The organism is Pseudoduganella ginsengisoli, assembly GCF_009720865.1.
GTDB lineage: Bacteria > Pseudomonadota > Gammaproteobacteria > Burkholderiales > Burkholderiaceae_D > Rugamonas > Rugamonas ginsengisoli.
This window is the reverse complement of record NZ_WNLA01000001.1, coordinates 449,044-470,718: the sequence shown is the minus strand read 5'-3', so window position 1 is coordinate 470,718 and position 21,675 is coordinate 449,044. Positions and strand designations below refer to the sequence as shown.

Annotated in this window: 20 protein-coding genes; 18 read left to right on the top strand and 2 right to left on the bottom strand. The window is 60.4% G+C overall.

The genetic code is table 11. The features are described 5' to 3' along the window. The first annotated feature begins 49 nt into the window (after positions 1-49). The 12 genes from ybaK (at position 50) to GM668_RS01910 (ending at position 11,011) form a co-directional block, all read left to right on the top strand. Positions 50-541: a Cys-tRNA(Pro) deacylase gene (ybaK, locus tag GM668_RS01965; RefSeq protein WP_155437239.1), complete on the top strand. Its 492-nt coding sequence runs from the start codon at positions 50-52 to the stop codon at positions 539-541. Positions 542-613: 72 nt separating this feature from the next. Continuing rightward, entirely contained in the window at positions 614-1,246 is a 633-nt protein-coding gene (gene plsY / locus GM668_RS01960) for a glycerol-3-phosphate 1-O-acyltransferase PlsY (protein WP_155437238.1), read from the top strand. Positions 1,247-1,322: 76 nt separating this feature from the next. Further along, positions 1,323-1,970, top strand: a complete 648-nt coding sequence (locus GM668_RS01955; RefSeq protein ID WP_155437237.1) for a DsbA family oxidoreductase — start codon at positions 1,323-1,325, stop codon at positions 1,968-1,970. 85 nt (positions 1,971-2,055) lie between these two features. Then, positions 2,056-3,108, top strand: coding sequence for a sensor domain-containing diguanylate cyclase (locus tag GM668_RS01950; RefSeq protein ID WP_155437236.1), 1,053 nt, complete (start codon positions 2,056-2,058; stop codon positions 3,106-3,108). A gap of 29 nt (positions 3,109-3,137) precedes the next feature. After that, the gene (locus tag GM668_RS01945; protein WP_155437235.1) at positions 3,138-3,428 is read left to right on the top strand and encodes a DUF427 domain-containing protein; all 291 of its coding nucleotides are present in this window, start codon (positions 3,138-3,140) and stop codon (positions 3,426-3,428) included. Between the two features lie 58 nt (positions 3,429-3,486). After that, positions 3,487-4,434: a GGDEF domain-containing protein gene (locus tag GM668_RS01940; protein WP_155437234.1), complete on the top strand. Its 948-nt coding sequence runs from the start codon at positions 3,487-3,489 to the stop codon at positions 4,432-4,434. A gap of 75 nt (positions 4,435-4,509) precedes the next feature. Beyond that, positions 4,510-5,733, top strand: a complete 1,224-nt coding sequence (locus GM668_RS01935; RefSeq protein WP_155437233.1) for a metal-dependent hydrolase — start codon at positions 4,510-4,512, stop codon at positions 5,731-5,733. A gap of 277 nt (positions 5,734-6,010) precedes the next feature. Next, positions 6,011-6,934 carry a LysR family transcriptional regulator gene (locus tag GM668_RS01930; RefSeq protein WP_155437232.1) on the top strand — a complete coding sequence of 308 codons (924 nt, stop codon included), beginning with the start codon at positions 6,011-6,013 and terminating at the stop codon, positions 6,932-6,934. After that, the gene (locus GM668_RS01925; RefSeq protein ID WP_155437231.1) at positions 6,916-7,848 is read left to right on the top strand and encodes a LysR family transcriptional regulator; all 933 of its coding nucleotides are present in this window, start codon (positions 6,916-6,918) and stop codon (positions 7,846-7,848) included. Before GM668_RS01930 ends, GM668_RS01925 begins: the two co-directional genes overlap by 19 nt. 190 nt (positions 7,849-8,038) lie before the next feature. Next, on the top strand, positions 8,039-9,280 hold the full coding sequence (locus GM668_RS01920) for a CmpA/NrtA family ABC transporter substrate-binding protein (RefSeq protein WP_155437230.1): 1,242 nt from the start codon (positions 8,039-8,041) through the stop codon (positions 9,278-9,280). 25 nt (positions 9,281-9,305) lie between these two features. Continuing rightward, the gene (gene ntrB / locus GM668_RS01915) at positions 9,306-10,214 is read left to right on the top strand and encodes a nitrate ABC transporter permease (protein WP_155437229.1); all 909 of its coding nucleotides are present in this window, start codon (positions 9,306-9,308) and stop codon (positions 10,212-10,214) included. Beyond that, positions 10,211-11,011, top strand: a complete 801-nt coding sequence (locus GM668_RS01910) for an ABC transporter ATP-binding protein (protein WP_155437228.1) — start codon at positions 10,211-10,213, stop codon at positions 11,009-11,011. Before ntrB ends, GM668_RS01910 begins: the two co-directional genes overlap by 4 nt. A gap of 76 nt (positions 11,012-11,087) precedes the next feature. Here the strand turns inward: GM668_RS01910 and tsaD are convergent, their stop codons facing one another. Both tsaD and GM668_RS01900 read right to left on the bottom strand, forming a co-directional pair. After that, a complete protein-coding gene (gene tsaD / locus GM668_RS01905; protein WP_155437227.1) occupies positions 11,088-12,128 on the bottom strand; it encodes a tRNA (adenosine(37)-N6)-threonylcarbamoyltransferase complex transferase subunit TsaD in 1,041 nt (346 codons plus the stop codon). Positions 12,129-12,255: 127 nt separating this feature from the next. Then, positions 12,256-13,314, bottom strand: coding sequence for a 3-deoxy-7-phosphoheptulonate synthase (locus tag GM668_RS01900; protein WP_155437226.1), 1,059 nt, complete (start codon positions 13,312-13,314; stop codon positions 12,256-12,258). A gap of 103 nt (positions 13,315-13,417) precedes the next feature. Here GM668_RS01900 and ybiB point away from each other — a divergent pair, with 103 nt between their 5' ends. From ybiB to rpoD, 6 genes are all read left to right on the top strand, one after another. Then, on the top strand, positions 13,418-14,374 hold the full coding sequence (ybiB, locus tag GM668_RS01895; protein WP_155437225.1) for a DNA-binding protein YbiB: 957 nt from the start codon (positions 13,418-13,420) through the stop codon (positions 14,372-14,374). 307 nt (positions 14,375-14,681) lie between these two features. After that, positions 14,682-15,890 (top strand): BaiN/RdsA family NAD(P)/FAD-dependent oxidoreductase, encoded by a 1,209-nt coding sequence (locus tag GM668_RS01890; RefSeq protein WP_155437224.1) that lies wholly within the window; start codon positions 14,682-14,684, stop codon positions 15,888-15,890. A 191-nt stretch (positions 15,891-16,081) separates the two neighbouring features. Next, positions 16,082-16,294: a 30S ribosomal protein S21 gene (gene rpsU, locus GM668_RS01885; RefSeq protein WP_005665410.1), complete on the top strand. Its 213-nt coding sequence runs from the start codon at positions 16,082-16,084 to the stop codon at positions 16,292-16,294. Positions 16,295-16,419: 125 nt separating this feature from the next. Beyond that, positions 16,420-16,869, top strand: coding sequence for a GatB/YqeY domain-containing protein (locus GM668_RS01880; RefSeq protein WP_155437223.1), 450 nt, complete (start codon positions 16,420-16,422; stop codon positions 16,867-16,869). 115 nt (positions 16,870-16,984) lie between these two features. Then, positions 16,985-18,784 (top strand): DNA primase, encoded by a 1,800-nt coding sequence (dnaG, locus tag GM668_RS01875; RefSeq protein ID WP_155437222.1) that lies wholly within the window; start codon positions 16,985-16,987, stop codon positions 18,782-18,784. Between the two features lie 464 nt (positions 18,785-19,248). After that, positions 19,249-21,435 (top strand): RNA polymerase sigma factor RpoD, encoded by a 2,187-nt coding sequence (gene rpoD / locus GM668_RS01870; protein ID WP_371868605.1) that lies wholly within the window; start codon positions 19,249-19,251, stop codon positions 21,433-21,435. Positions 21,436-21,675: the final 240 nt, after the last annotated feature.

Sequence of the window (21,675 nt, the reverse complement as noted above, 5' to 3'; positions counted from 1 at the left end):
GCGGGCTGAACCGGTACAATGGCGCACCGTTAGAACAGCATCATGCGCCATGGCCAAGAAAGAACATATTTCCGAGACACCCGCCACCCAGCTGCTGCGCAAGCATAAGGTGGCGTTTTCCGAACATCCGTATGAATACGAAGAGCACGGCGGCACGTCGGTGTCGTCGCGCGCACTGGGCGTGGACGAGCACCATGTCGTGAAAACGCTCGTCATGCAGGATGAAGCGGCCAAGCCGCTGATCGTGCTGATGCACGGCGACTGCAAAGTATCGACCAAGAACCTGGCGCGCGGCATCGGCTGCAAGTCGGTGGAGCCGTGCAAACCCGAAGTGGCGCAACGCCATTCCGGCTACCTGGTGGGCGGCACGTCGCCGTTCGGCGCCAAGAAAGCCATGCCGGTCTATGTGGAAGCCTCGATCCTCGAGCTGGAAACCATTTATATCAATGGCGGACGGCGCGGCTACCTGGTCGGCATCGCGCCCGGCGTGCTGACGGAGTTGCTCGGCGCCAAGCCTGTGCATTGCGCACTGGCTGATTGAGTCCTCTAGCGAGGCTGGTGTATAGTCCTGCGGCCCGCGCACGCGGGCGCTCCCCCAATAAGAAGGAAAAGAATGAATTCTGTACTGATGACAGTAGCGCTGGCAGTGGGCGCTTACTTGATTGGCTCGATCTCGTTTGCCGTGGTTTCGAGCAAGCTGTTCGGTATAGCCGACCCGCGCACGTATGGTTCGAAGAACCCTGGCGCCACCAATGTGTTGCGAAGTGGCAACAAAAAAGCAGCAATCGCCACCTTGATCGGTGATGCCGCCAAAGGCTGGCTGCCGGTCTTCCTGGCTGTGTTGTTGCAAGATAAATACAACATCAGCGACCTCGATATCGCGCTGATTACCATTGCGGTATTCCTGGGCCACCTGTGGCCCGTGTTCTTCAACTTCGTCGGCGGCAAAGGCGTGGCGACAGCAGCCGGCGTCCTGCTGGGCCTGAATGTATGGCTGGGTGTGGCAACCTTGGTAACGTGGCTGGTGGTGGCGTACGCGTTCCGGTATTCGTCGCTGGCGGCGCTGGTGGCGGCCCTGTTTGCCCCGTTTTACTATGGCCTGCTGTTCGGTACCGACCCGCAACTGGGCGCCGTGATTGTCATGAGCATCCTGCTGGTGCTGCGCCATAGCCAGAACATCGCGAACCTGGTGGCGGGTAAAGAAAGCCGCATCGGCAGCAAGAGCAAAGACGCCCAAAAGAAGTAAACGCCCGGCCATCGGGGCTTGAAGCTGCCGCTGCAAGCCCCATCTGTTCACGATCCCCACTGAACAGGACCGCACCATGGCCACTCCCCTCAAAATTGATTTCGTTTCCGATGTGTCGTGCCCATGGTGCGCGATCGGCTTGAATGCGCTGGAACAGGCGCTGGGCCGGATCGGCGGCGAAGCGTCGCTGAACATGCAATTCCAGCCGTTCGAACTGAACCCGAACATGGGCCCCGAAGGCCAGGACATCACCGAACACTTGCAGCAAAAATACGGCGCCACGGCGGAGCAGCAAGAGCAGACGCGCGCCATGATCCGCCAGCGCGGGCAAGATGTCGGCTTTGATTTCGCCATGGGCAAGCGCAGCCGCATTTACAACACGTTCGATGCGCACCGTTTGCTGCACTGGGCAGGCGAGCAGGGCCGCCAACGCGAATTGAAACACGCCTTGTTCGAAGCGTATTTCACGCTGGGCGAAGACCCCAGTTCGCATGCCGTGCTGCAAGCGGCCGCCGTCAAGGCCGGGCTCGATGGCGAACAAGCCGCGCAAGTCCTGGCGTCCAGCCGCTATGCGGACGACGTGCGCCGCGATGAAGAACATTACCGCCGCCTCGGTATCAATTCCGTCCCGGCCGTCATCATCAATGACCGCCATTTGATTTCCGGCGGCCAGCCCGCTGACGTTTTTGAGCGGGCATTGCGCCAGATTATGGCGGAGGCATAGCAAGGGTTTCTGGACTGGCTTGCAAGTGCTGCGCTAAACTTGTCTATGCAGCACTATCTATTAACAGCCGTTAAAGGAAATTCCTATGCTCGCCGCACAGAACGTACTTCCGCTCACGCCCATCCAGCCGGCGGACGATGCGCGCCGGGCGGCGGCATTGCAGCGCAGCGGCGCGCTGGACGTGGCGGACGGCGAGCCTTACCGCTTCCTGGCGGGACTGGCGGCCCGCGTGTGCGGCGTGCCGTATGCATGGATCGCACTGGTTGGCGCGGATACCGCCCATCTGTGCGCCGTATCCGGCATCCCGGCAGGTTTGCTGCCGCGTGAACTGCCCCGTGAACACAGCTGCAGCGCCCTGGCGGTCCAGGCCGGCGCATGGGAAATCGAAGACTTGCGCGCTGACGGCCGCACCGCGTTCATGCCTTATACGTCCGGCGAACCGCGCCTGCGCATGGCCAGTTCCGCGCCGCTGGTGACGCTTGACGGCTGCACCATCGGCACGTTGACGGTGGCGGACAGCAAGCCCGGCCGCCTCGACCATGAACAGCGTACGTTGCTGCGAGGCTTGGCGGAGCAGGCGATGGCGCTGGTCACGGCGCATGGCCGCGAACGCGCGCTGGCCGCCGCCCGCGCCGAACTGGATGAACTCACGACGACCGATGCCCAGACGGGCCTGCATAACCGCCGTTCGCTGTTGTCGAAACTGCACTTTGAAATTGCCCGCACGCGCCGCTTCCGCACGCCGCTGACGGCGCTGGTGATCGGCATCGACCAGTTCCGCGACATTAACCAGCGCCACGGCGAAGCGGCTGGTGATATGGTGTTGGCCAATATCGCCCGCGTGGTGAAAGACAGCGTGCGCGTCATTGACGTGGCCGGCCGTTATGGCGGCGATACCTTATGCGTCTTGTTGCCCAGCACGCCGCCTGACGGTGCGCGCAAACTGGCGGAAAACCTGCGCATGAAAATCGCGGGCCTTATCCACCGCGAAGCGGGGCGTCTGACGCCAGTGACGGTCAGCATCGGTGTCGGCGCCTTTAATCACATGGATATCAGCGATGGCGATGCCTTGCTGGAACAAGCGGAACAGGCGCTGCGCAATGCCAAGGCCAATGGCCGCAATTGCGTAGCGGGATGAATCTCAACGGATAGCATCAGGAGGCACGCATGCCGAAGGCAATCTGGAATGGCGCGGTCATCGCGGACGCACGCGATGACGAAGTGGAAATCGTGGAAAACAACGTGTATTTCCCGATCGATAAAGTAAACCGTTCTTACTTGCAAGATAGTACGCACAGCACGGTCTGTCCATGGAAGGGTACGGCCAGCTATTACAGCGTGGTGGTAGATGGCAAAGTCAATGAAAATGCCGCCTGGTATTACCGGCAGCCGTCAGAGAAAGCGCAGCAAATCAGGGACCACGTGGCGTTTTGGCGTGGTGTCGACGTGCAACGCTAGGCGTGCTGGAAACGTTTATAATCGGTAACACTTCCCGGTTCACTGCGTTACCGTAGCCATGCAACTAACCCGTCTCCACGATGAAATTGCCCAGACCCGGCTGTTCGCGGGCGTCAGTTTCGATGCCATCGAGCGGCTGCTGGAACACTGCAGTGTGATCGAAGTGCCGGAAGGCGTGGTGCTGATCGAGCCGGGCAAAGCCAATGACAATCTGTACGTGCTGCTCGAAGGGCAGGTCGACGTGCACCTGACGACGCCGGACCAGCCGTATAACTTGCGGTTGGGGCAGGGCGAATGCGTGGGTGAAATGTCGTTGATTGAAGCGTGCGAACCGTCCGCCTATGTCATTGTCAGCGCTGCCAGCCGCATGCTGGTGTTGTCGCGCGACACCATGTGGTCGCTGATCAATGCTTCCCATGCGCTGGCGCGCAATATGCTCATCACGTTGTCGGGCCGTGTGCGGCAAGGCAATGACGCGGTGCGCGACAGTATCCACCGCCAGAGTGAATTTGAAAGCCTCGCGTTTGTCGATGGCTTGACGGGCTTGCACAACCGCCGCTGGCTGGACCAGGCGTTCCGCCGCCAGGTCGAGCGTGGCCAGCGCGATGGCAAACCGCTGGCCGTGCTGATGCTGGACATCGACCGCTTCAAGCTGTTCAACGATACTCATGGCCACCTGGCGGGCGACCGCGCGTTGCGCGCCGTGGCAATGACCTTGAACGAAAATATCCGTCCGGGGGATTTGCTGGCCCGCTTCGGCGGTGAAGAATTTGCGCTGCTGTTGCCGGATACCGCACTGGAGCCGGCGCTGTCCATTGCCGAGCGCTTGCGCCGCGCCGTGGCCAACCAGACGTCGCACCATATGGCGGGCTTGCCGGCCATGTCCATTTCCATCGGCGAAGCGCAGCTGCGCGTGGGCGATACGTTTGAACCGCTGCTGGAGCGGGCCGATGACGCGCTATATGCGGCGAAGACAGCCGGGCGCGATTGCGTGCGCTGGGCGTGACCGGCACGGTGTGCTAATCTGAAGCGCAGCTTAAAGCGCCTGCGCATCGCCGCATGCCTGCGGTAGCATGCGGGAATGGATAACATTACCCACTCTGTCGTCGGCCTTGGCGTCGGCGAACTGGTGCAGCGCAGCCTGCGGCCCGAACCCGATGACGCCAGCCAGCGCACGCGGCACCGCTTGTTGCTGACGGCGTGTGCGCTGGCCAGTAATTTTCCCGACCTCGACTTGTTCCTCGCCAGCCTGTTGCCCGCGCCGCTGGGCTACCTGCTGAACCACCGCGGCCACACGCACACGCTGCTGTATGCGTTGCCGCAGGCGCTGCTGCTGGTGGCGCTGCTGTGGATAGGCTGGCCCCATGCCCGCACGCTGCTCAAGCGCAGCAGCGTGGCGCGCACCGGGCTGCTGCTGGCCGTAGCGGCGGGCTTTGCGCTGCATATCGGCATGGACTTCCTCAATTCATATGGCGTGCACCCGTTTTACCCGTTCGATGGCCGCTGGTTTTATGGCGACGCGGTCTTCATTATCGAACCCGTGTTCTGGGTCGCGTTTGGCGTGCCGCTGGTGATGGCGGTGCCGGCGCGGGCGCTCCGTTGGGTATTGATGGCAGGGCTGTTCGCAGCGCTGGCGTATTTCCTGCGCAAGGATTATTTGACGCCGCTATCGTTTGGCGTGCTGCTGGCGCTGGGCATCGGCCTGGCGGCGCTGCGCAGCGTGCGCGCCCACAGCCGGTGGGTGATGGCGTCGGCATTGCTGGCCAGCGTGGTGTTTGCCGGGGGGCAGGGCGTGGCCTCCGCCGTGGGCCGGGCGCACGTGGAAGCGGCGCTGCGGGCGCAGGATGCGGGGACGCGCGTGCTGGATGTATCGATGACGGCATTCCCCGCGCAGCCGCTGTGCTGGATTTTTGTGTCGGTGGAAAGCTCGCAGGACAGCTACCGTTTGCGGCGCGGGCTGGTCAGCGTGCTGCCATCGTTGCTGCCTGCAGCTTCGTGCCCTGCCGGACTGGCTGACCCGTCGCCTTCGGTGGCGCTCGATGCTGGCGGCGTACTGCAGTATCGCCAGATCCAAGGCAGCCTGGCGTCGCTGCGCCAACTGAAGGAAAGCAATTGCTGGTTTGATGACTGGATGCGGTTTGCCCGTGCGCCCGTGGTGGAACATGGCGTGGCGGCGGATTGGCGGTTTGCCACCACGCCCCGGGGGAATTTTACGGCGATGCCATTGGCCCAGGGCGGGAAAGAGTGTCCGGCAGGCGTGCCGAAATGGGCATATCCGCGTGGTGATTTGCTGGGCGGTGCGTGAGCCGCATGCGCCGCAGGGCCTCGGCGGCCCTGCGAAGTTGCGCCGGTTATGCCGCCAGCGCGGCCTTCATGGCGTCATCATGGCCGGTGGACATGGCCACATCCACCCACTGCGCCAGCTCTTGTTCGACAAACGCATTCTTCATCGACGAAGCGTCGAGGAATCATGTCCGTCTCCTGGGGATAGGTCGGGGTGGTTGATGGAGAGCAGTGTAGGCACGTGCGGCCTGCTACACTAGACACTGTAAAGGTGTTTGATTATCAACCATGGGTTGTAAATGGATAAATCGCGGGTGTTGACCCTGTTTATCGGCGTCGTGCGCGCCGGCAGCTTCAGCCAGGCGGCGCTGGAAGCCGGGCTGTCGCCGCAAGCCGTCAGCAAAGCCGTGCGCCAGCTGGAAGACCACCTGGGCGTGCGCCTGTTCCACCGCACCACGCGCAGCCTGACCCTGACGGAAGAGGGCGAGCGCCTGTTTGAACTGGCCAACCCCGGCATGCGCTTGCTCGATGAAGCCATCGACACCGTGCAAAACAGCCGGCGCGACATGGATGGCGTGATCCGCATTGCCGCGCCCACGTCGTTCGGCCAGCACGTCGTGGTGCCGCTGATCCGCGATTTCCAGGAACGCTATCCCGGCGTGCGCTTTGACTTGGTCCTGGAAGACCAGTTCACGGACCTGGTGGAGTCGCGTATCGACGTGGGTTTCCGGGGCCGCAATCCGCCCGAACGCAACCTGGTGTCGCGCCGCGTGGGCGACTTGTGGCTGGTAGTGTGTGCGTCGCCCAGCTATATTGAAAAGTATGGCGCGCCCGATTCCATTGATGCGCTGCGTTCTCACCGCTGCACCGGCTTCCGCCAGCCGAATACGGGGCGCATGATCCCGTGGGAATTCCGCGTTGATGGCGCCACCGTCTACTGCGACATCCAGTCCGTGGCCAGTTTCAACACGGCGGAAGCGGAAGTGGCGGCCGTGCTGGCGGGGATGGCCGTGGGGCAGCTGGGCTGGTATATGGTAAGGGACGACATCCAGGCTGGCCGCCTGCGGCATTTGCTGCCGCACACGACAGCGCCGTATGGGGGCATTTACATGTATTACCAGCAGCGTACGCAAATGCCGCAGCGGGTACGGGAATTCATTGATTACGCGGTCGAGCGTGCGCCCGCACTGTTTGCGGGAGGCCCATGGACCGGTTCCACCTGATTACTGTCTATATCGCTGTCGCGGAAGAGCAAAGCTTTGCCGCCGGCGCGCGCCGGCTCGGCATGTCGCCGCCGGCCGTTACGCGCGCCATTACGGCGCTGGAAGACAAGCTGGGCGTGCGGCTGCTGGAGCGCACGACGCGCCATGTGCGCGTAACGGAAGCGGGGCGGCGCTACCTCGATGACGCGCGCCGCATCGTGGCCGAACTCGATGAAGCCGATGACGCGGCAGCCGGCAGCAGCGCGGCGCCCCGCGGCCATTTGTCGGTGACGGCGCCGCTGCTGTTTGGCCGCCTGTACGTCACGCCGGGCATTGTCGATTATTTACAGCGCTATCCGCAGATGGAAGTGTCGGCAATGTTTGTCGACCGCGTGGTGAACCTGGTGGAAGAGGGCATCGACGTGGCCGTGCGCATTGGCGACTTGCCCGATTCGACCATGCGCGCGGCGCCGGTGGGGCATGTGCGGCGCCTGCTGGTGGCGTCTCCTGCCTATCTGGAACAGCACGGCGTACCCCGCACGCCGCAGGAACTGGCTGCCCACACCATCATCGGTTCCAATGGCGCCAGCGTGGGGCCGGAGTGGCGCTTCCTGCAAGATGGCGCCGTCCGCACCATGCGCATGCGGCCGCGCCTGACGCTGAACAGCAATGACGCCGTGATTGACGCGGCGAAGCTGGGACTGGGCATTGCGCGCCTGCTGTCGTACCAGGCTGCCGCTGCGCTGGCGGCGGGCGAACTGCAACTGGTGCTGGAAGATTACGCGACGGCGCCGGTGCCGGTCCACATCGTGCACCGCGACAGCCGCCAGGGTTCCGCCCGCATCCGCAGCTTCGTGGATTTGATGGTGGAACGCTTGCGCGCGGACGCTTTCCTGCAATCCGAACATACTTTATTCCCCGGATCATCCCGTTAACTGGCCTTGCTGGAAAATGGTGCGCCTGATGTTGGTGCGCCGCACAAAAGCAGTGCCATTTGTAACCCCTGAAGCCACTGTTTTTCCCGCATTTGCCCCACGCCTGCCTCCGATTGGCGCTGGCACGCCTATTGCAAAGCAGTAGGCAGGGCAGGCAGCCGCCTGCTATTCGCTACGGGGACTCTACAGGATGGATCACTTCAAACTTAACCGCCGTACCTTATTGAAGGCCGGCGGGGCAACGGCAGTGTCAGGATTGGCCAATGGCTTGTTGACTAAGGGCGTGTGGGCAGCCGGCTCGGACAAGCCGGAAAAAGAAGAAGTCAAGGTCGGCTTCATTCCACTGACCGATTGCGCATCCGTCGTCATGGCGTCGGTGCTGGGTTTCGACAAGAAATACGGCATCAAGATTGTGCTCAGCAAGGAAGCGTCCTGGCCCGGCGTGCGCGATAAGCTGGTCAATGGCGAACTCGATGCGGCCCATGTGCTGTATGGCCTGGTGTATGGCGTGCACCTGGGCGCGGGCGGTCCGAAAAAAGACATGGCTGTGCTGATGAATTTGAACCATAACGGGCAAGCCATCACGCTGTCGAAAAAGCTGGCCGATAAAGGCGCCGTCGATGGCGCATCGCTGGCCAAGCTGATGAAATCCGAGCCGCGCGAATATACGTTTGCGCAAACCTTCCCGACCGGCACGCACGCGATGTGGCTGTACTACTGGCTGGCCGCGCACGGCATCAACCCGATGCATGACGCCAAAGTCATCACGGTGCCGCCGCCGCAAATGGTGGCCAATATGCGCATCGGGAACATGGATGGCTTTTGCGTGGGCGAACCGTGGAACCACCGCGCGATTGTCGATGGCGTCGGCATCACGGCCACCACCACGCAAGATATCTGGCGCGACCATCCGGAAAAGGTATTGGGCACCAGTCTTGATTGGGTCAAAAAATATCCGAACACGGCGCGCGCGCTGGTGGCAGCCGTGCTGGAAGCGGGGCGCTGGATCGATGCGTCGCTGTCCAACAAGCTGAAAATGGCGGAAACCATTGCCGACAAATCGTACGTCAACACGACGGTGGACGTGATCAACCAGCGCATCCTGGGGCGCTACCAGAATGGCCTGGGCAAGACGTGGGATGACCCGAACCCGATGCGCTTCTACAACGATGGCGCGGTCAATTATCCGTTCCTGTCGGACGGCATGTGGTTCCTCACGCAGCAAAAGCGCTGGGGCTTGCTGAAGGGCGAGCCGGATTACCTGGCCGTGGCCACGCAAATCAACCAGGTCGATGTGTACAAGGATGCGGCGAACCTGGCCAAGGTATCGCTGCCGAAAACGAATATGCGGTCCATCAAGCTGGTCGATGGCGCCACTTTTGACGGCAAGAATCCAAAAGCGTTTGCCGACTCATTCAAGATCAAAGCCTGACATAGCCTGACTACGGGAGAATATGATGAATGCAGTGTTGAAGAACGTCGCCGATGCACCGGTTTCCCCTGTGGCTGCGGTGACGCCGCTGGAGCGTCCCGCGCGCAGCGAGCGGCTTGCCGCCAAGGGCGTGACCCTGGCGCCGGGCAGCCAGCGGTTGCGCGCGCTGGTATTGAAGTTTTTGCCGCCAATGGCGGGGCTGGCGCTGCTGGTGCTGGTGTGGCAAATCCTGGCGGCGAAGAATGGCAATTTTCCCACGCCGCTCGCCACCTGGGACGAGGCCGTGCATTTGTTCTCCGATCCGTTTTACCGCAAGGGCCCGAATGACCAGGGCATAGGCTGGAACGTGCTGGCGTCGCTTCAGCGCGTGGCGTTCGGCTTTGGCCTGGCAGCGGCGGTTGGCATTCCGCTGGGCTTCATTATCGGCCGCTTCAAATTCATGTACGGCATGTTCGGCCCCATCATCAGCCTGTTGAAACCTGTGTCGCCGCTGGCATGGCTGCCAATCGGGCTGCTGGTGTTCAAGGCGGCCAACCCTGCCGCGATCTGGTCCATCTTCATTTGCTCGATCTGGCCGATGATCATCAACACGGCTGTGGGCGTGCAGCGCGTGCCGCAGGATTACATGAACGTGGCGCGTGTGCTGTCGCTGTCGGAGTGGAAGATTTTCACGAAGATCCTGCTGCCGTCCGTGCTGCCCTACATGCTGACGGGCGTGCGGCTGGCGATCGGTACCGCGTGGCTGGTGATCGTGGCGGCGGAAATGCTGACGGGCGGCGTCGGCATCGGCTTCTGGGTGTGGGATGAGTGGAACAACTTGAATGTGCCGCACATCCTGATTGCCATCGTGGTGATTGGCGTGGTGGGCTTGCTGCTGGAACTGGCGCTGGTATCGCTGGCGAAAGCATTCACGTATGAGGAGACTTCGGTATGAGCGCGAAATTCATCGACATCAGCCATGCGGACATGGTGTTCAACACGAAGGCCGGGCGTTTCCATGCGCTGTCGGATGTGAACTTGACGGTGGAGCAGGGCGAGTTCATTACGCTGATCGGGCATTCGGGCTGCGGCAAATCCACGCTGCTCAATTTGATTGCGGGACTGACGCGCGCCACCGGCGGCGCGCTGATTTGCAATGGGCGGGAAATTGCAGGTCCCGCGCCGGAGCGCGCCGTCGTATTCCAGAACCATTCGCTGCTGCCATGGCTGACGTGCCAGGAAAATATTTACCTGGCCGTGGAGCGCGTGTTTGGCGCGAAGGAAAGCACGGAGCAGCTCAAGGAACGCACGGCGGCGGCGCTGGAGCTGGTGGGGCTGTCGCATGCGGCCAATAAGCGCCCGCATGAAATCTCGGGCGGCATGAAGCAGCGGGTCGGGATTGCGCGGGCGCTGTCGATGGAGCCGAAGGTGCTGTTGATGGATGAACCATTCGGCGCGCTCGATGCGCTGACGCGGGCGCATTTGCAGGATGAATTGCTGCGCATCGTGTCGGCGACGGGTGCAACCGTAGTGATGGTGACGCACGACGTGGATGAGGCGGTACTGTTGTCGGACCGGATCGTCATGATGACCAACGGGCCTGCCGCGACGATCGGCGACATCGTCCACGTCCGCCTGCCGCGTCCCCGCGACCGGCTGGCGCTGGCGCAGGATCCACTGTACATCGACTACCGGACGCGGGTGCTGGAATTCCTGTACCACCGCCAGGGCCGCCCCGCCAAGGCAGCATAAATTTCCAGACTCCCAGTGCCAGGGACCGCTGCTGCGCAATTCTTGCGTTCGCGCGTGAAGGTCCAGGGCACTGATCTTAAATAACTTTTAACTCATCCAAAGGCCACCGTGGCCGCACGTTGAACGAGTAGTCTTTCTTTGCGGCCTGTGGATTAATCTGCAGCCGCATAGCGCCCGCAAACGCAATCATGGCGCCGTTGTCCGTGCAGAATTCCAGTTCCGGGTAATACACTTGGAACCGCTTCTTGGCCGCCGCCGCATTCAGCGATGCCCGCAATTGCGCATTGGCGCCCACGCCGCCGGCAATCACCAAGCGCTTCAAGCCCGTATGCTTCAGCGCCGACACGCACTTGGCCGTCAGCACTTCGACAATCGCATCGACAAAGCCGCGCGCAATGTTGGCCTTGTCCTGCTCGCAGATATTGGCAATCCCTTGCGCCGGATGATTCTTCACCACTGTCAGCACAGCCGTCTTCAAGCCGGAAAAGCTGAAGTTGAAATCCTTGGTATGCATCATCGGGCGCGGCAGCTTGTACGCCAGCGGATCGCCAAAATCGGCCAGGCGCGAAATCGCCGGGCCGCCCGGATAGCCCAGTCCCAGCAGCTTGGCGGATTTGTCAAACGCTTCGCCGGCCGCATCGTCCAGCGTCTCGCCCAGCAACGTGTACTGGCCCACGCCATCGACGCGCATCAGCTGCGTATGGCCGCCCGATACCAGCAGCGCAATAAACGGGAATTCCGGCGGTTTCGACGCCAGCAGCGGCGACAGCAAATGGCCTTCCAGGTGGTGCACGCCCAGCACCGGCTTGTCCAGCGCCAGCCCCAGGCTGCATGCGATCGACGAGCCGACCAGCAGCGCGCCCGCCAGGCCGGGGCCCTGCGTATACGCGATGGCATCGATGTTGTGCTTGGCCACGCCGGATTTGTCCAGCACCTGTTCCAGCAGCGGAATGGCGCGGCGGATATGGTCGCGCGACGCCAGTTCCGGCACCACGCCGCCATATTCCTCGTGCATGGCCACCTGCGAATACAGGGCATGCGACAGCAGGCCGCGCTCCGTGTCATACAGGGCCAGGCCGGTTTCGTCACAGGAGGATTCAACGCCGAGAACGATCATGGGAAGTGCACAAAGTGAATAGGGTAATCTGACATTGTAATAGAAACGGGCGGTGCGGCGCTGTTGCACCGGACCGCCCATTGTCGGGGTGCCGGGCCTTTAGGCCGGGCATCCCCAGATCAAGCCATCATGGCCGCGCCAGCAATTCCTTGTGCGCCGCGCGCAGCATGTCGGCCGTCGTATCCCAGTCGATGCAGCCGTCCGTTACGGAGCAGCCGTATTTCAATTCCGACAGGTTTTGCGGGATCTTCTGGTTGCCACCCACGATGTTCGACTCGATCATGACGCCCACAATCGACTGGTTGCCGTGCGTGATCTGGTTAACCACGTCGGCCATGACCAGCGGCTGCAATTCCGGCTTTTTGTAGCTGTTGGCGTGCGAGCAGTCGACCACCACGTTGGCCGGCAGCTTGGCTTTTTCCAGCGCCTGGGCGGCAATCGCCACCGATACGGAATCGTAGTTCGGACGGCCATCGCCGCCGCGCAGCACCACGTGGCCATAGGCGTTGCCGCGCGTGCGCACGATCGCCACATTGCCTTCGCCATTGATGCCGAGGAAAGCGTGCGGGTTGGCGGCTGACAGGATTGCGTTGATGGCAATGCTGATGTCGCCGTCGGTGCCATTCTTGAAGCCCACCGGCGTCGACAGGCCGGACGACATTTCGCGGTGCGTTTGCGATTCAGTGGTACGGGCGCCGATTGCAGTCCATGCAATCAAGTCGCCCAGGTACTGCGGGGAAATCGGGTCCAGTGCTTCGGTGGCGGTAGGCAAACCCAGTTCGCACACGTCCATCAGGAACTGGCGGGCTTTTTCCATGCCCACGTCGACGCGGAACGAGTCATCCATGTCCGGGTCGTTGATATAGCCTTTCCAGCCGGTGGTGGTGCGCGGCTTTTCGAAATACACGCGCATTACCAGCAGCATGGTGTCGGCAACTTCTTCCTGCAGCGCCTTCAGGCGGCGTGCATAGTCGAGACCGGCTACCGGGTCGTGGATGGAGCACGGGCCCACGACGACGAACAGGCGCTTGTCCTTGCGGTCGAGGATGTTGCGCAGGTCAGCGCGGCCTTTCATCACGGTGTCCGATGCGGCATCGGTCAGCGGCAGCTTCGCGTGCAGCTCTGCCGGAGTCGGCATGGACGCAAAGTTGGTAACGTTAATGTTTTCGATATCTGGCGAAATCATGGTGCTTTATCTGGTTTTAACTTCGTAAGGAACTGTCAAGTGTAGCCGAATTGACGCAGCTCTGCCCGATGGCCCCACTGTTGATGTAGTAAGCTTGCGCTCTATGACGACACCACACACCACTCCCTATCCTGCGGCCCACATCATCAAAGAGATTGGCCGCGGCAAGAAAGGCGCGCGCAGCATGTCGCGCGAGGATGCCCGTGAACTGTACACCGCCATGCTCGACGGGCGGGTCAGCGACCTGGAGTTGGGCGGCATTTTGCTGGCCATGCGCATCAAGGGCGAGTCCGTGGAGGAAATCGCCGGTTTCCTTGACGCGGCGGAAGCATCGTTCGCGCCGCTGAGGGCGCCAGCAGGCAGTAGTGCGCCCGTGATCATCCCCAGCTATAACGGTGCGCGCAAGATGGCAAATTTGACGGCGCTGCTGGCGCTGTTGCTGGCGCGCGAAGGCGTGCCGGTATTAGTGCACGGCGTGCCGCATGACCCGGGGCGCGTGGCGACGGCGGAAGTGCTGGCGGAACTGGGGATTGCCCCGGCGTGTACGCATGCGGAAGCGGAGGCGCTGATGGCGGCGGGCAAACCGGCGTTCATCACGATTGATGCGCTGGCGCCGAAGCTGGCGCACATGCTGTCGCTGCGCCGGGTGCTGGGCGTGCGTAATTCGACCCATACCCTGGTCAAAATCATGCAGCCATTCGCGGGGCCTGCACTGCGGCTGGTGTCGTATACGCATCCGGAATACCTGGAAATGCTGGGTGAATATTTCACGACGGCAGTGGATCCGGCGCGTGGCGATGCCTTCCTGATGCGCGGCACGGAGGGCGAGACGGTGGCCAATGCCAACAAAGGGCAAAAGATCGACTGGTTCCACAACCATGAGCGGACGGTGCTTGTGGAGAAAGCCGTGGAAGCGGAAGAGAACATCGTGCTGCCTGTGGATAAAAGTGCCACGGCGACTGCCGAATGGATCGCTTCCGTGCTGCGCGGCGACGTGCCGATTCCCGCCTCCATAGCGGAACAGGTAGCGCAATGCACAAAAGCCGCCCGCGCCATGTAGATCCTTCTAGCCTAATGGGGCCTGGCCCCTTTTGAACTATCGTTCGCTGAGGTTTTGATAGCTCATTTGGGGCCAGGCCCTAATGCCGTTCAGTTAAGTGCGCCACACCTCGTCATCCTCGCGAAAGCGAGGATCCACGCTGAGTGAATTCAGACGCGGTCTATGGATTCCCGCCTGCGCGGGAATGACGAATTCGGCGCTAACTTAACGGCATTAGGGCCAGGCCCCAAAATGTCGAGTAGTTTTTGGGGTTTGGGCAACTTCTTGCGCGGGTTTACAATGGCGGGTTTTATGTTGCGGGACGGGTATGAAACAGTTTGATGTAGCAGTGATTGGTGCGGGGGCGGCGGGCATGATGTGCGCGGCGGAAGCGGGCAAGCGCGGGCGGAAAGTCGTGCTGATCGACCATGCCGACAAGCTGGCCGAGAAAATCCGCATCTCTGGCGGCGGCCGCTGCAACTTTACCAACGTCAATGCCGGCCCGGCCAATTTCCTGTCGCAAAACCCGCATTTCTGCAAAAGTGCACTGTCCCGTTTCACCCCGCAAGATTTCCTCGCAATGGTGAAAAAACATCGCATTGCGTACCACGAAAAACATAAAGGCCAGCTGTTCTGTGACGGCTCTGCTGAAGACATCATTGGCATGCTGAAAGCTGAATGCGCGGTTGGCAACGTGCACTGGCGCATGCCGTCCAAAGTCGACAGCATCGAACCCAGCGAGGGCGGCGGCTTTACTGTTTATACCGATACCGGCGTCGTCAACGTGCAAAGCGTCGTCATCGCCACAGGCGGCCTGTCGATCCCGAAAATCGGCGCCACGGATTTTGGCTACCGCATCGCCAGGCAATTCGGCCTGAAACTGGTGGAAACCCGCCCCGCGCTGGTGCCGCTGACCTTTGATGCCAACGACTGGGCGCCATTCGTGCCGCTGGCCGGTATTTCGCTGGAAGTGGACGTGGAAACCGGTACGTTGAAGGGCCGCAATCCGGACGGCGCCCGCTTCCGCGAAGATTTGCTGTTCACGCACCGCGGCTTGTCCGGTCCCGCCATCCTGCAAATTTCATCGTTCTGGCAGCCGGGCAACCCGATCACCATCAACCTGTTGCCGGAAATGGATGTGGCGCAGGAATTGATCGAAGCCAAACATTCAACAAAAAAACAGTTGGGTAATGTGCTGTCGCAATGGCTGCCCGCGCGTCTGGCCGATGGCTTGCTGCTGGCCCACAGTTTTAACAGCGAAGCCCGCCTGGCCGACATGCCCGATGCGCAATTGCGCAAGCTTGGCCAACTGTTAAACCAGTGGACCATCACGCCCAACGGTTCCGAAGGCTACCGCAAGGCTGAAGTCACGCGCGGCGGTGTCGATACCAAGGAGTTGTCGCAGCAAACCATGATGGCCAATAAAGTGCCGGGCCTGTATTTCATCGGTGAAACGGTCGATGTGACCGGGTGGCTGGGAGGCTACAACTTCCAGTGGGCGTGGGCATCGGGAGTGGCAGCGGGGCAATCGGTCTGATATACTTGCCATCCCGGTGACGAAGCACACTGCCGGGAACCGATGTTGGCGGGACGAAAAGATTGCTTAAATCAGACAGTTTCACCGTGAAACTGGCCTGTTGAGCCGGTTTGGCGTCCAAAGCTCTTCCCAATTGGGCCAAAAGCTGCTAATATCTTCTTCTTCCTAAATCTAACGGTTTGAATTTTTACATGACCACCATTCGCCTCAAAGAAAACGAGCCGTTCGAAGTCGCAATGCGTCGCTTCAAACGCACCATCGAAAAGACCGGCCTGCTGACCGAACTGCGCGCTCGCGAGTTCTACGAAAAGCCAACGGCTGAGCGCAAGCGCAAGCTGGCAGCTGCAGTGAAGCGTCACTACAAGCGCATCCGCAGCCAGCAACTGCCTAAGAAACTGTACTAATTCTGCCATTCAGGATGGCCCGGCAGTACGGCATAGCGCCGCGGGCTCACCTGTGCAGTTGAATGCCCGCTCGGTTTGTGCCGCAGCGGGCTTTCGTTTTTTGCGCCACTCTCCAGGATACCGACATGACTTTGAAAACCCAGATCTCCGATGACATGAAAGCCGCCATGCGCGCCAAAGAAGCGGGCAAGCTGGCCACCATCCGCCTGCTGCTGGCTGAAATCAAGCGCAAGGAAGTGGATGAACAGATCGAATTGAACGATGCGCAGACCGTTGCCATCGTGGAAAAAATGATCAAGCAGCGCAAGGATTCGATCACGCAATTCGAAGCGGGCGGCCGTCAAGATCTGGCGGACATTGAAAAAGCCGAACTGGTGGTGCTGGCGGCGTATATGCCTGCCGGCCTGTCCGATGAAGAAGTGGCGGCCGAAGTGGCGGCGGCCGTGGCGGCGTCCGGTGCGGCCGGTCCGCAAGACATGGGCAAAGTCATGGCCATCGTGAAGCCGAAGCTGGCCGGCCGTGCAGACATGACCGTGGTATCGGCGCTGGTGAAGAAGGCGCTGACGCCGGCGTAATGCGGGCGGTGGTGGTGGATTACGGCTTCGCCTAATCCACCCTGCAGTTCGATGTAGGGCGGATCATGGTCCGCCATAGGTGCACCACAATTTGTTTTAGGCAGACCGATCGCCGATGATCCCTCAATCTTTCATTTCCGATCTGCTCAACCGCGTCGATATCGTTGACGTGGTCGGCCGTTACGTCCAGTTGAAAAAGGGCGGCGCCAATTACATGGGCTTGTGCCCATTCCACAGTGAAAAATCCCCCAGCTTTACCGTCAGTCCCACCAAGCAGTTTTATCACTGCTTTGGTTGCGGCGCCCACGGCACGTCGATTGGTTTCTTGATCGAATATTCCGGCATGGGCTTTGTCGATGCCGTTAAAGACCTGGCGCAAGGCGTGGGGATGGTGGTCCCGGAGCAGGATGACCGCATCCCGCCCGCGCAGCGCGCGCAAATGCAGGCGCAAAGCCTGGCGCTGTCCGACGCGATGACGCAGGCGGCCGAATACTACAAAATGCAGCTGCGCCAGGCGCCCGCCGCCATTGGCTACCTGAAAGGCCGCGGCCTGACCGGTGAAATTGCCGCCCGTTTTTCGCTGGGTTACGCGCCGGATGGCTGGGATAACTTGCGCAGCGTGTTCCGCGACTACGATGCGCCTGTGCTGGCGGAAGCCGGTCTCGTCATCGATAAAGTCGATGAAGAAGGCCGCCGCCTCAAACGTTATGACCGCTTCCGTGAGCGCGTGATGTTCCCGATCCGCAATACCAAAGGGCAAGTGATTGCGTTTGGCGGCCGGATTATGGAGCAGGGCGAGCCCAAGTACTTGAATTCTCCCGAGACGCCCCTATTTTCCAAAGGCCACGAGTTGTATGGCTTGTTCGAAGCCCGTCAGGCAATCCGCGATGCGGGTTACGTGCTGGTGACGGAAGGCTATATGGATGTGGTGGCACTGGCCCAGATGGGTTTCCCTCAAGCAGTGGCAACCCTGGGTACGGCTTGTACCACCACCCACGTGCAAAAGCTGTTGCGTCAAACAGACAATGTGATCTTTAGTTTTGACGGCGACAAGGCTGGCCGCCGCGCCGCACGGCGCGCGCTGGAAGCGTGTTTGTCGCATGTGTCGGACAACAAGACCATTAAATTCCTGTTCCTGCCGGCCGAGCACGATCCAGACAGTTATATCCGTGAATTTGGCGCGCCTGCATTTGAGCAGCAAGTGGCTGAGGCCATGCCGCTGTCGCAATTCCTGTTGAAGGAAGTGGCGGCGGACTTTGATTTGAGTGAACCGGAAGGCCGCGCGCGCGTGCAGTTTGAAGCCAAGCCGATGCTGCAAGCGATGGCGCCGTCTGCACTGCGTTTGCAAATCGTGCGCGGGCTGGCAACCATGACACAAAGCAGCCCCGGTGAAATCGAGGCGCTGTGCGAATTGAGCAAGCCGGTGGCGGAAGTGCGCAGGGCGCCGCCGCGGTCGGCGCGGCCAGAGCCGATGGGCCTGGAGTTGCAGATTGTGCGGCATTTGGTGGCGCATCCGGCGCTGGCGCTGGAAATCGATGAATCGGGCCTGGCGGCGTTTGACAGTTTTGGCCCGGAACAGTCGGAACGCTTGCGCCAGCTGGTATCGGCGGCGCGGGCGCTGGGGCCGCAAGGCAACTTTGCTTCGCTGGCCATGCATTTGAAAGAGCAGGGCAATGAGTACGACGCAATCATTACCGAGATTTCGTCGGAAAGTGCGGAATCGGATTTTGAAGCCGATCGGCAATATGTAGCCAGCGCAATTCGCCAGATCAAGTTGGACGCGCTGAAAGCCGAGCTGGACCAGTTATTTACGTCCGGCAAAACGGCAGCGGAAATTGGCGACCGCTACCGTGAAATTTCTGCAATGCAAGACCAGCTGCGCAAGGAAGCGGAGGTGGGCTTGCCAGGGCGGTAATGGGTTTTTATAGCACGCTGCATATAGGGGGAGCCGGGGGCGTTCCCTCTGGAATTTGCAAAGTGGCGTGCTATAATAAAACGCTAAGTGTTGACTTTTCGCTTAGCTTTGTTTAGGCAAAATTTGGTTTGATTTCAGTAAGTTAGGCTCTTGATCGGCACAGCAGGATGGTGGCCGGCGGCCAGGGCCAGACTTCAGGCACGGAGAGCATTCGAATCCGGTGTCTGCCAGGCTCTAGCCCCCACGCGCTGTCATACAGTAGAATTTCTGCCAAGCATGGCCTAGGGTTGAGGTCGTGACTGCGGAGATTCCTGCTGTGCGAGCACGGTTAGGAGCTGGAAGGTATAAGTAGTAGCATTGTTGCAAGAACTTTATCCTAACCCGTAAAGCAAGTCGTTGTGTAATCGAAAGCGCCTGTGCCAACAAAGAAACCTGAATCCCAAGCGGCTGACAAGCCCAGCAAAGTGACTGCCAAGGCCGCGAAATCGGCCGACAAATCGGAAACGCGCACCAACGCGCCTCCGGCAGTCAGTCAGACCACGGATGCCGCAGCCCTGGCTGCCATCGACACTTCCGGCTATGTTTTGCCGTCCGTGAAAGTGCCGGGGCGGAGAGGCCGCAAGCCCAAGGAATTCACGCCGGAAAACGACGAAGTCGCCGCATTGAATGCGGTCGAGCGCGCCGAGCTGAAAGCCGTGGACAAAGCGAAGGCCAAGGATCGCAAGGCCAAGGAAAAGGCGTTGCTGAAGGACGCGTTTTCGTCCGACACGGAAGCGACCGAGGAAGAACTCGAGCGCCGCCGCCAGAAACTCAAGACCCTCATCAAGTTCGGCAAGGAACGCGGTTTCCTGACGTACGCCGAAATCAATGACCACCTGCCAGAAAATATCGTCGATCCGGAAGCGATCGAAGGCATTATCGGCACCTTCAACGACATGGGCATTGCCGTCTACGAGCATGCGCCCGATGCGGAAACCCTGTTACTGTCCGACAGCGTGGCCAACGTGGCCAGCGATGATGAAGCGGAAGCCGCTGCCGAAGCGGCGTTGTCGACCGTGGATTCCGACTTCGGCCGCACCACCGACCCGGTCCGCATGTACATGCGTGAAATGGGTTCGGTCGAGCTGTTGACGCGCGAAGGCGAAATTGAAATTGCCAAGCGGATCGAAGATGGGTTGAAGGACATGATCCAGGCGATTTCCGCCTGCCCGGTGACGATTGCGGAAATCATTGCCGCTTCCGACCGTATCCGCAACGATGAAATCAAGATCGATGAAATCGTTGATGGCCTGGTAGACGAAAACGAAGAAGAAGCTGCCCCTGCCGCCGCGTCCGACGACGAAGACGACGACGAGGAAGACGAGGAAGAGGAAGAAGAGGAAGAAGAAGAGGCCAGCCCGGCCGCCGCTGCCGCCGGCTACTCGGCGGAACAGCTGGAACAGATGAAGAATATTTCTCTGGAAAAGTTCGACCTCATCTCGCAGCAATTCGACAAGATGCGCCGTGCCTTTGAAAAGGACGGCTACAACTCGAAAGCCTACGTCAAGGCGCAGGAAGCGATTTCCAACGAATTGCTGGGCATCCGCTTCACGGCGAAAGTCGTGGAAAAACTGTGCGATACCTTGCGTGGCCAAGTTGATGAAGTGCGCCACATCGAGAAGCAAATCCTCGACGTGGCCGTCAACAAGTGCGGCATGCCGCGCGCCCACTTCATCAAAGTCTTCCCGGGCAATGAAACCAACCTGGAATGGGTCGATGGCGAAGTCGCTGCCGGCCACGCGTACAGCGCGATCCTGGGCCGCAACATCCCGACCATCAAGGAATTGCAGCAGCGTCTGATTGACTTGCAAGCGCGCGTCGTGTTGCCGCTGCCGGACTTGCGCAACATCAACCGCCAAATGGCGGCCGGTGAAATGAAGGCGCGCAAGGCCAAGCGTGAAATGACGGAAGCGAACTTGCGTCTGGTGATTTCCATCGCGAAGAAATACACGAACCGCGGCTTGCAATTCCTGGACTTGATCCAGGAAGGCAATATCGGTTTGATGAAGGCGGTGGACAAGTTCGAATACCGCCGCGGCTACAAGTTCTCCACGTATGCAACGTGGTGGATCCGCCAGGCTATCACCCGCTCGATCGCCGACCAGGCGCGCACCATCCGTATTCCAGTGCACATGATCGAGACCATCAACAAGATGAACCGCATCTCGCGTCAAATCTTGCAGGAAACGGGGGCGGAGCCGGATCCCGCCACGTTGGCGATCAAGATGGAAATGCCGGAAGATAAGATCCGCAAGATCATGAAGATCGCGAAAGAGCCGATCTCCATGGAAACGCCGATCGGTGACGACGACGATTCCCATCTGGGCGACTTCATCGAAGACAACAACACGCTGGCGCCATCGGATGCGGCCTTGCATGCTTCGATGCGCGGTGTCGTGAAGGACGTGCTGGATTCGTTGACGCCACGCGAAGCCAAAGTGCTGCGCATGCGTTTCGGTATCGAAATGTCGACTGACCATACTTTGGAAGAAGTGGGTAAACAGTTTGACGTGACGCGCGAACGTATCCGCCAGATCGAAGCCAAGGCACTGCGCAAGCTGCGCCATCCATCGCGTTCCGACAAGCTGAAGAGCTTCCTGGAAGGTAATTAAGGCTTGACTGCGAGCGGTGTAGCGCCTATGCTCCTGTGTCCGTTTTGTAACGGATCAGGAGCGAGTTGCTAAACCGTTGCCTGTTGTAGTATCCCTTTAAGGGCCTCTAGCTCATGCTTGGTTAGAGCAGCGGACTCATAAAATTTGTGCCATACGTTTGGAAACTGCGTATGGGATGGTGTCAAATTCGGTGAAACCTAAGCGCAGTGATGCGTATGGCAATGCCGAGCCAAGCTTCAG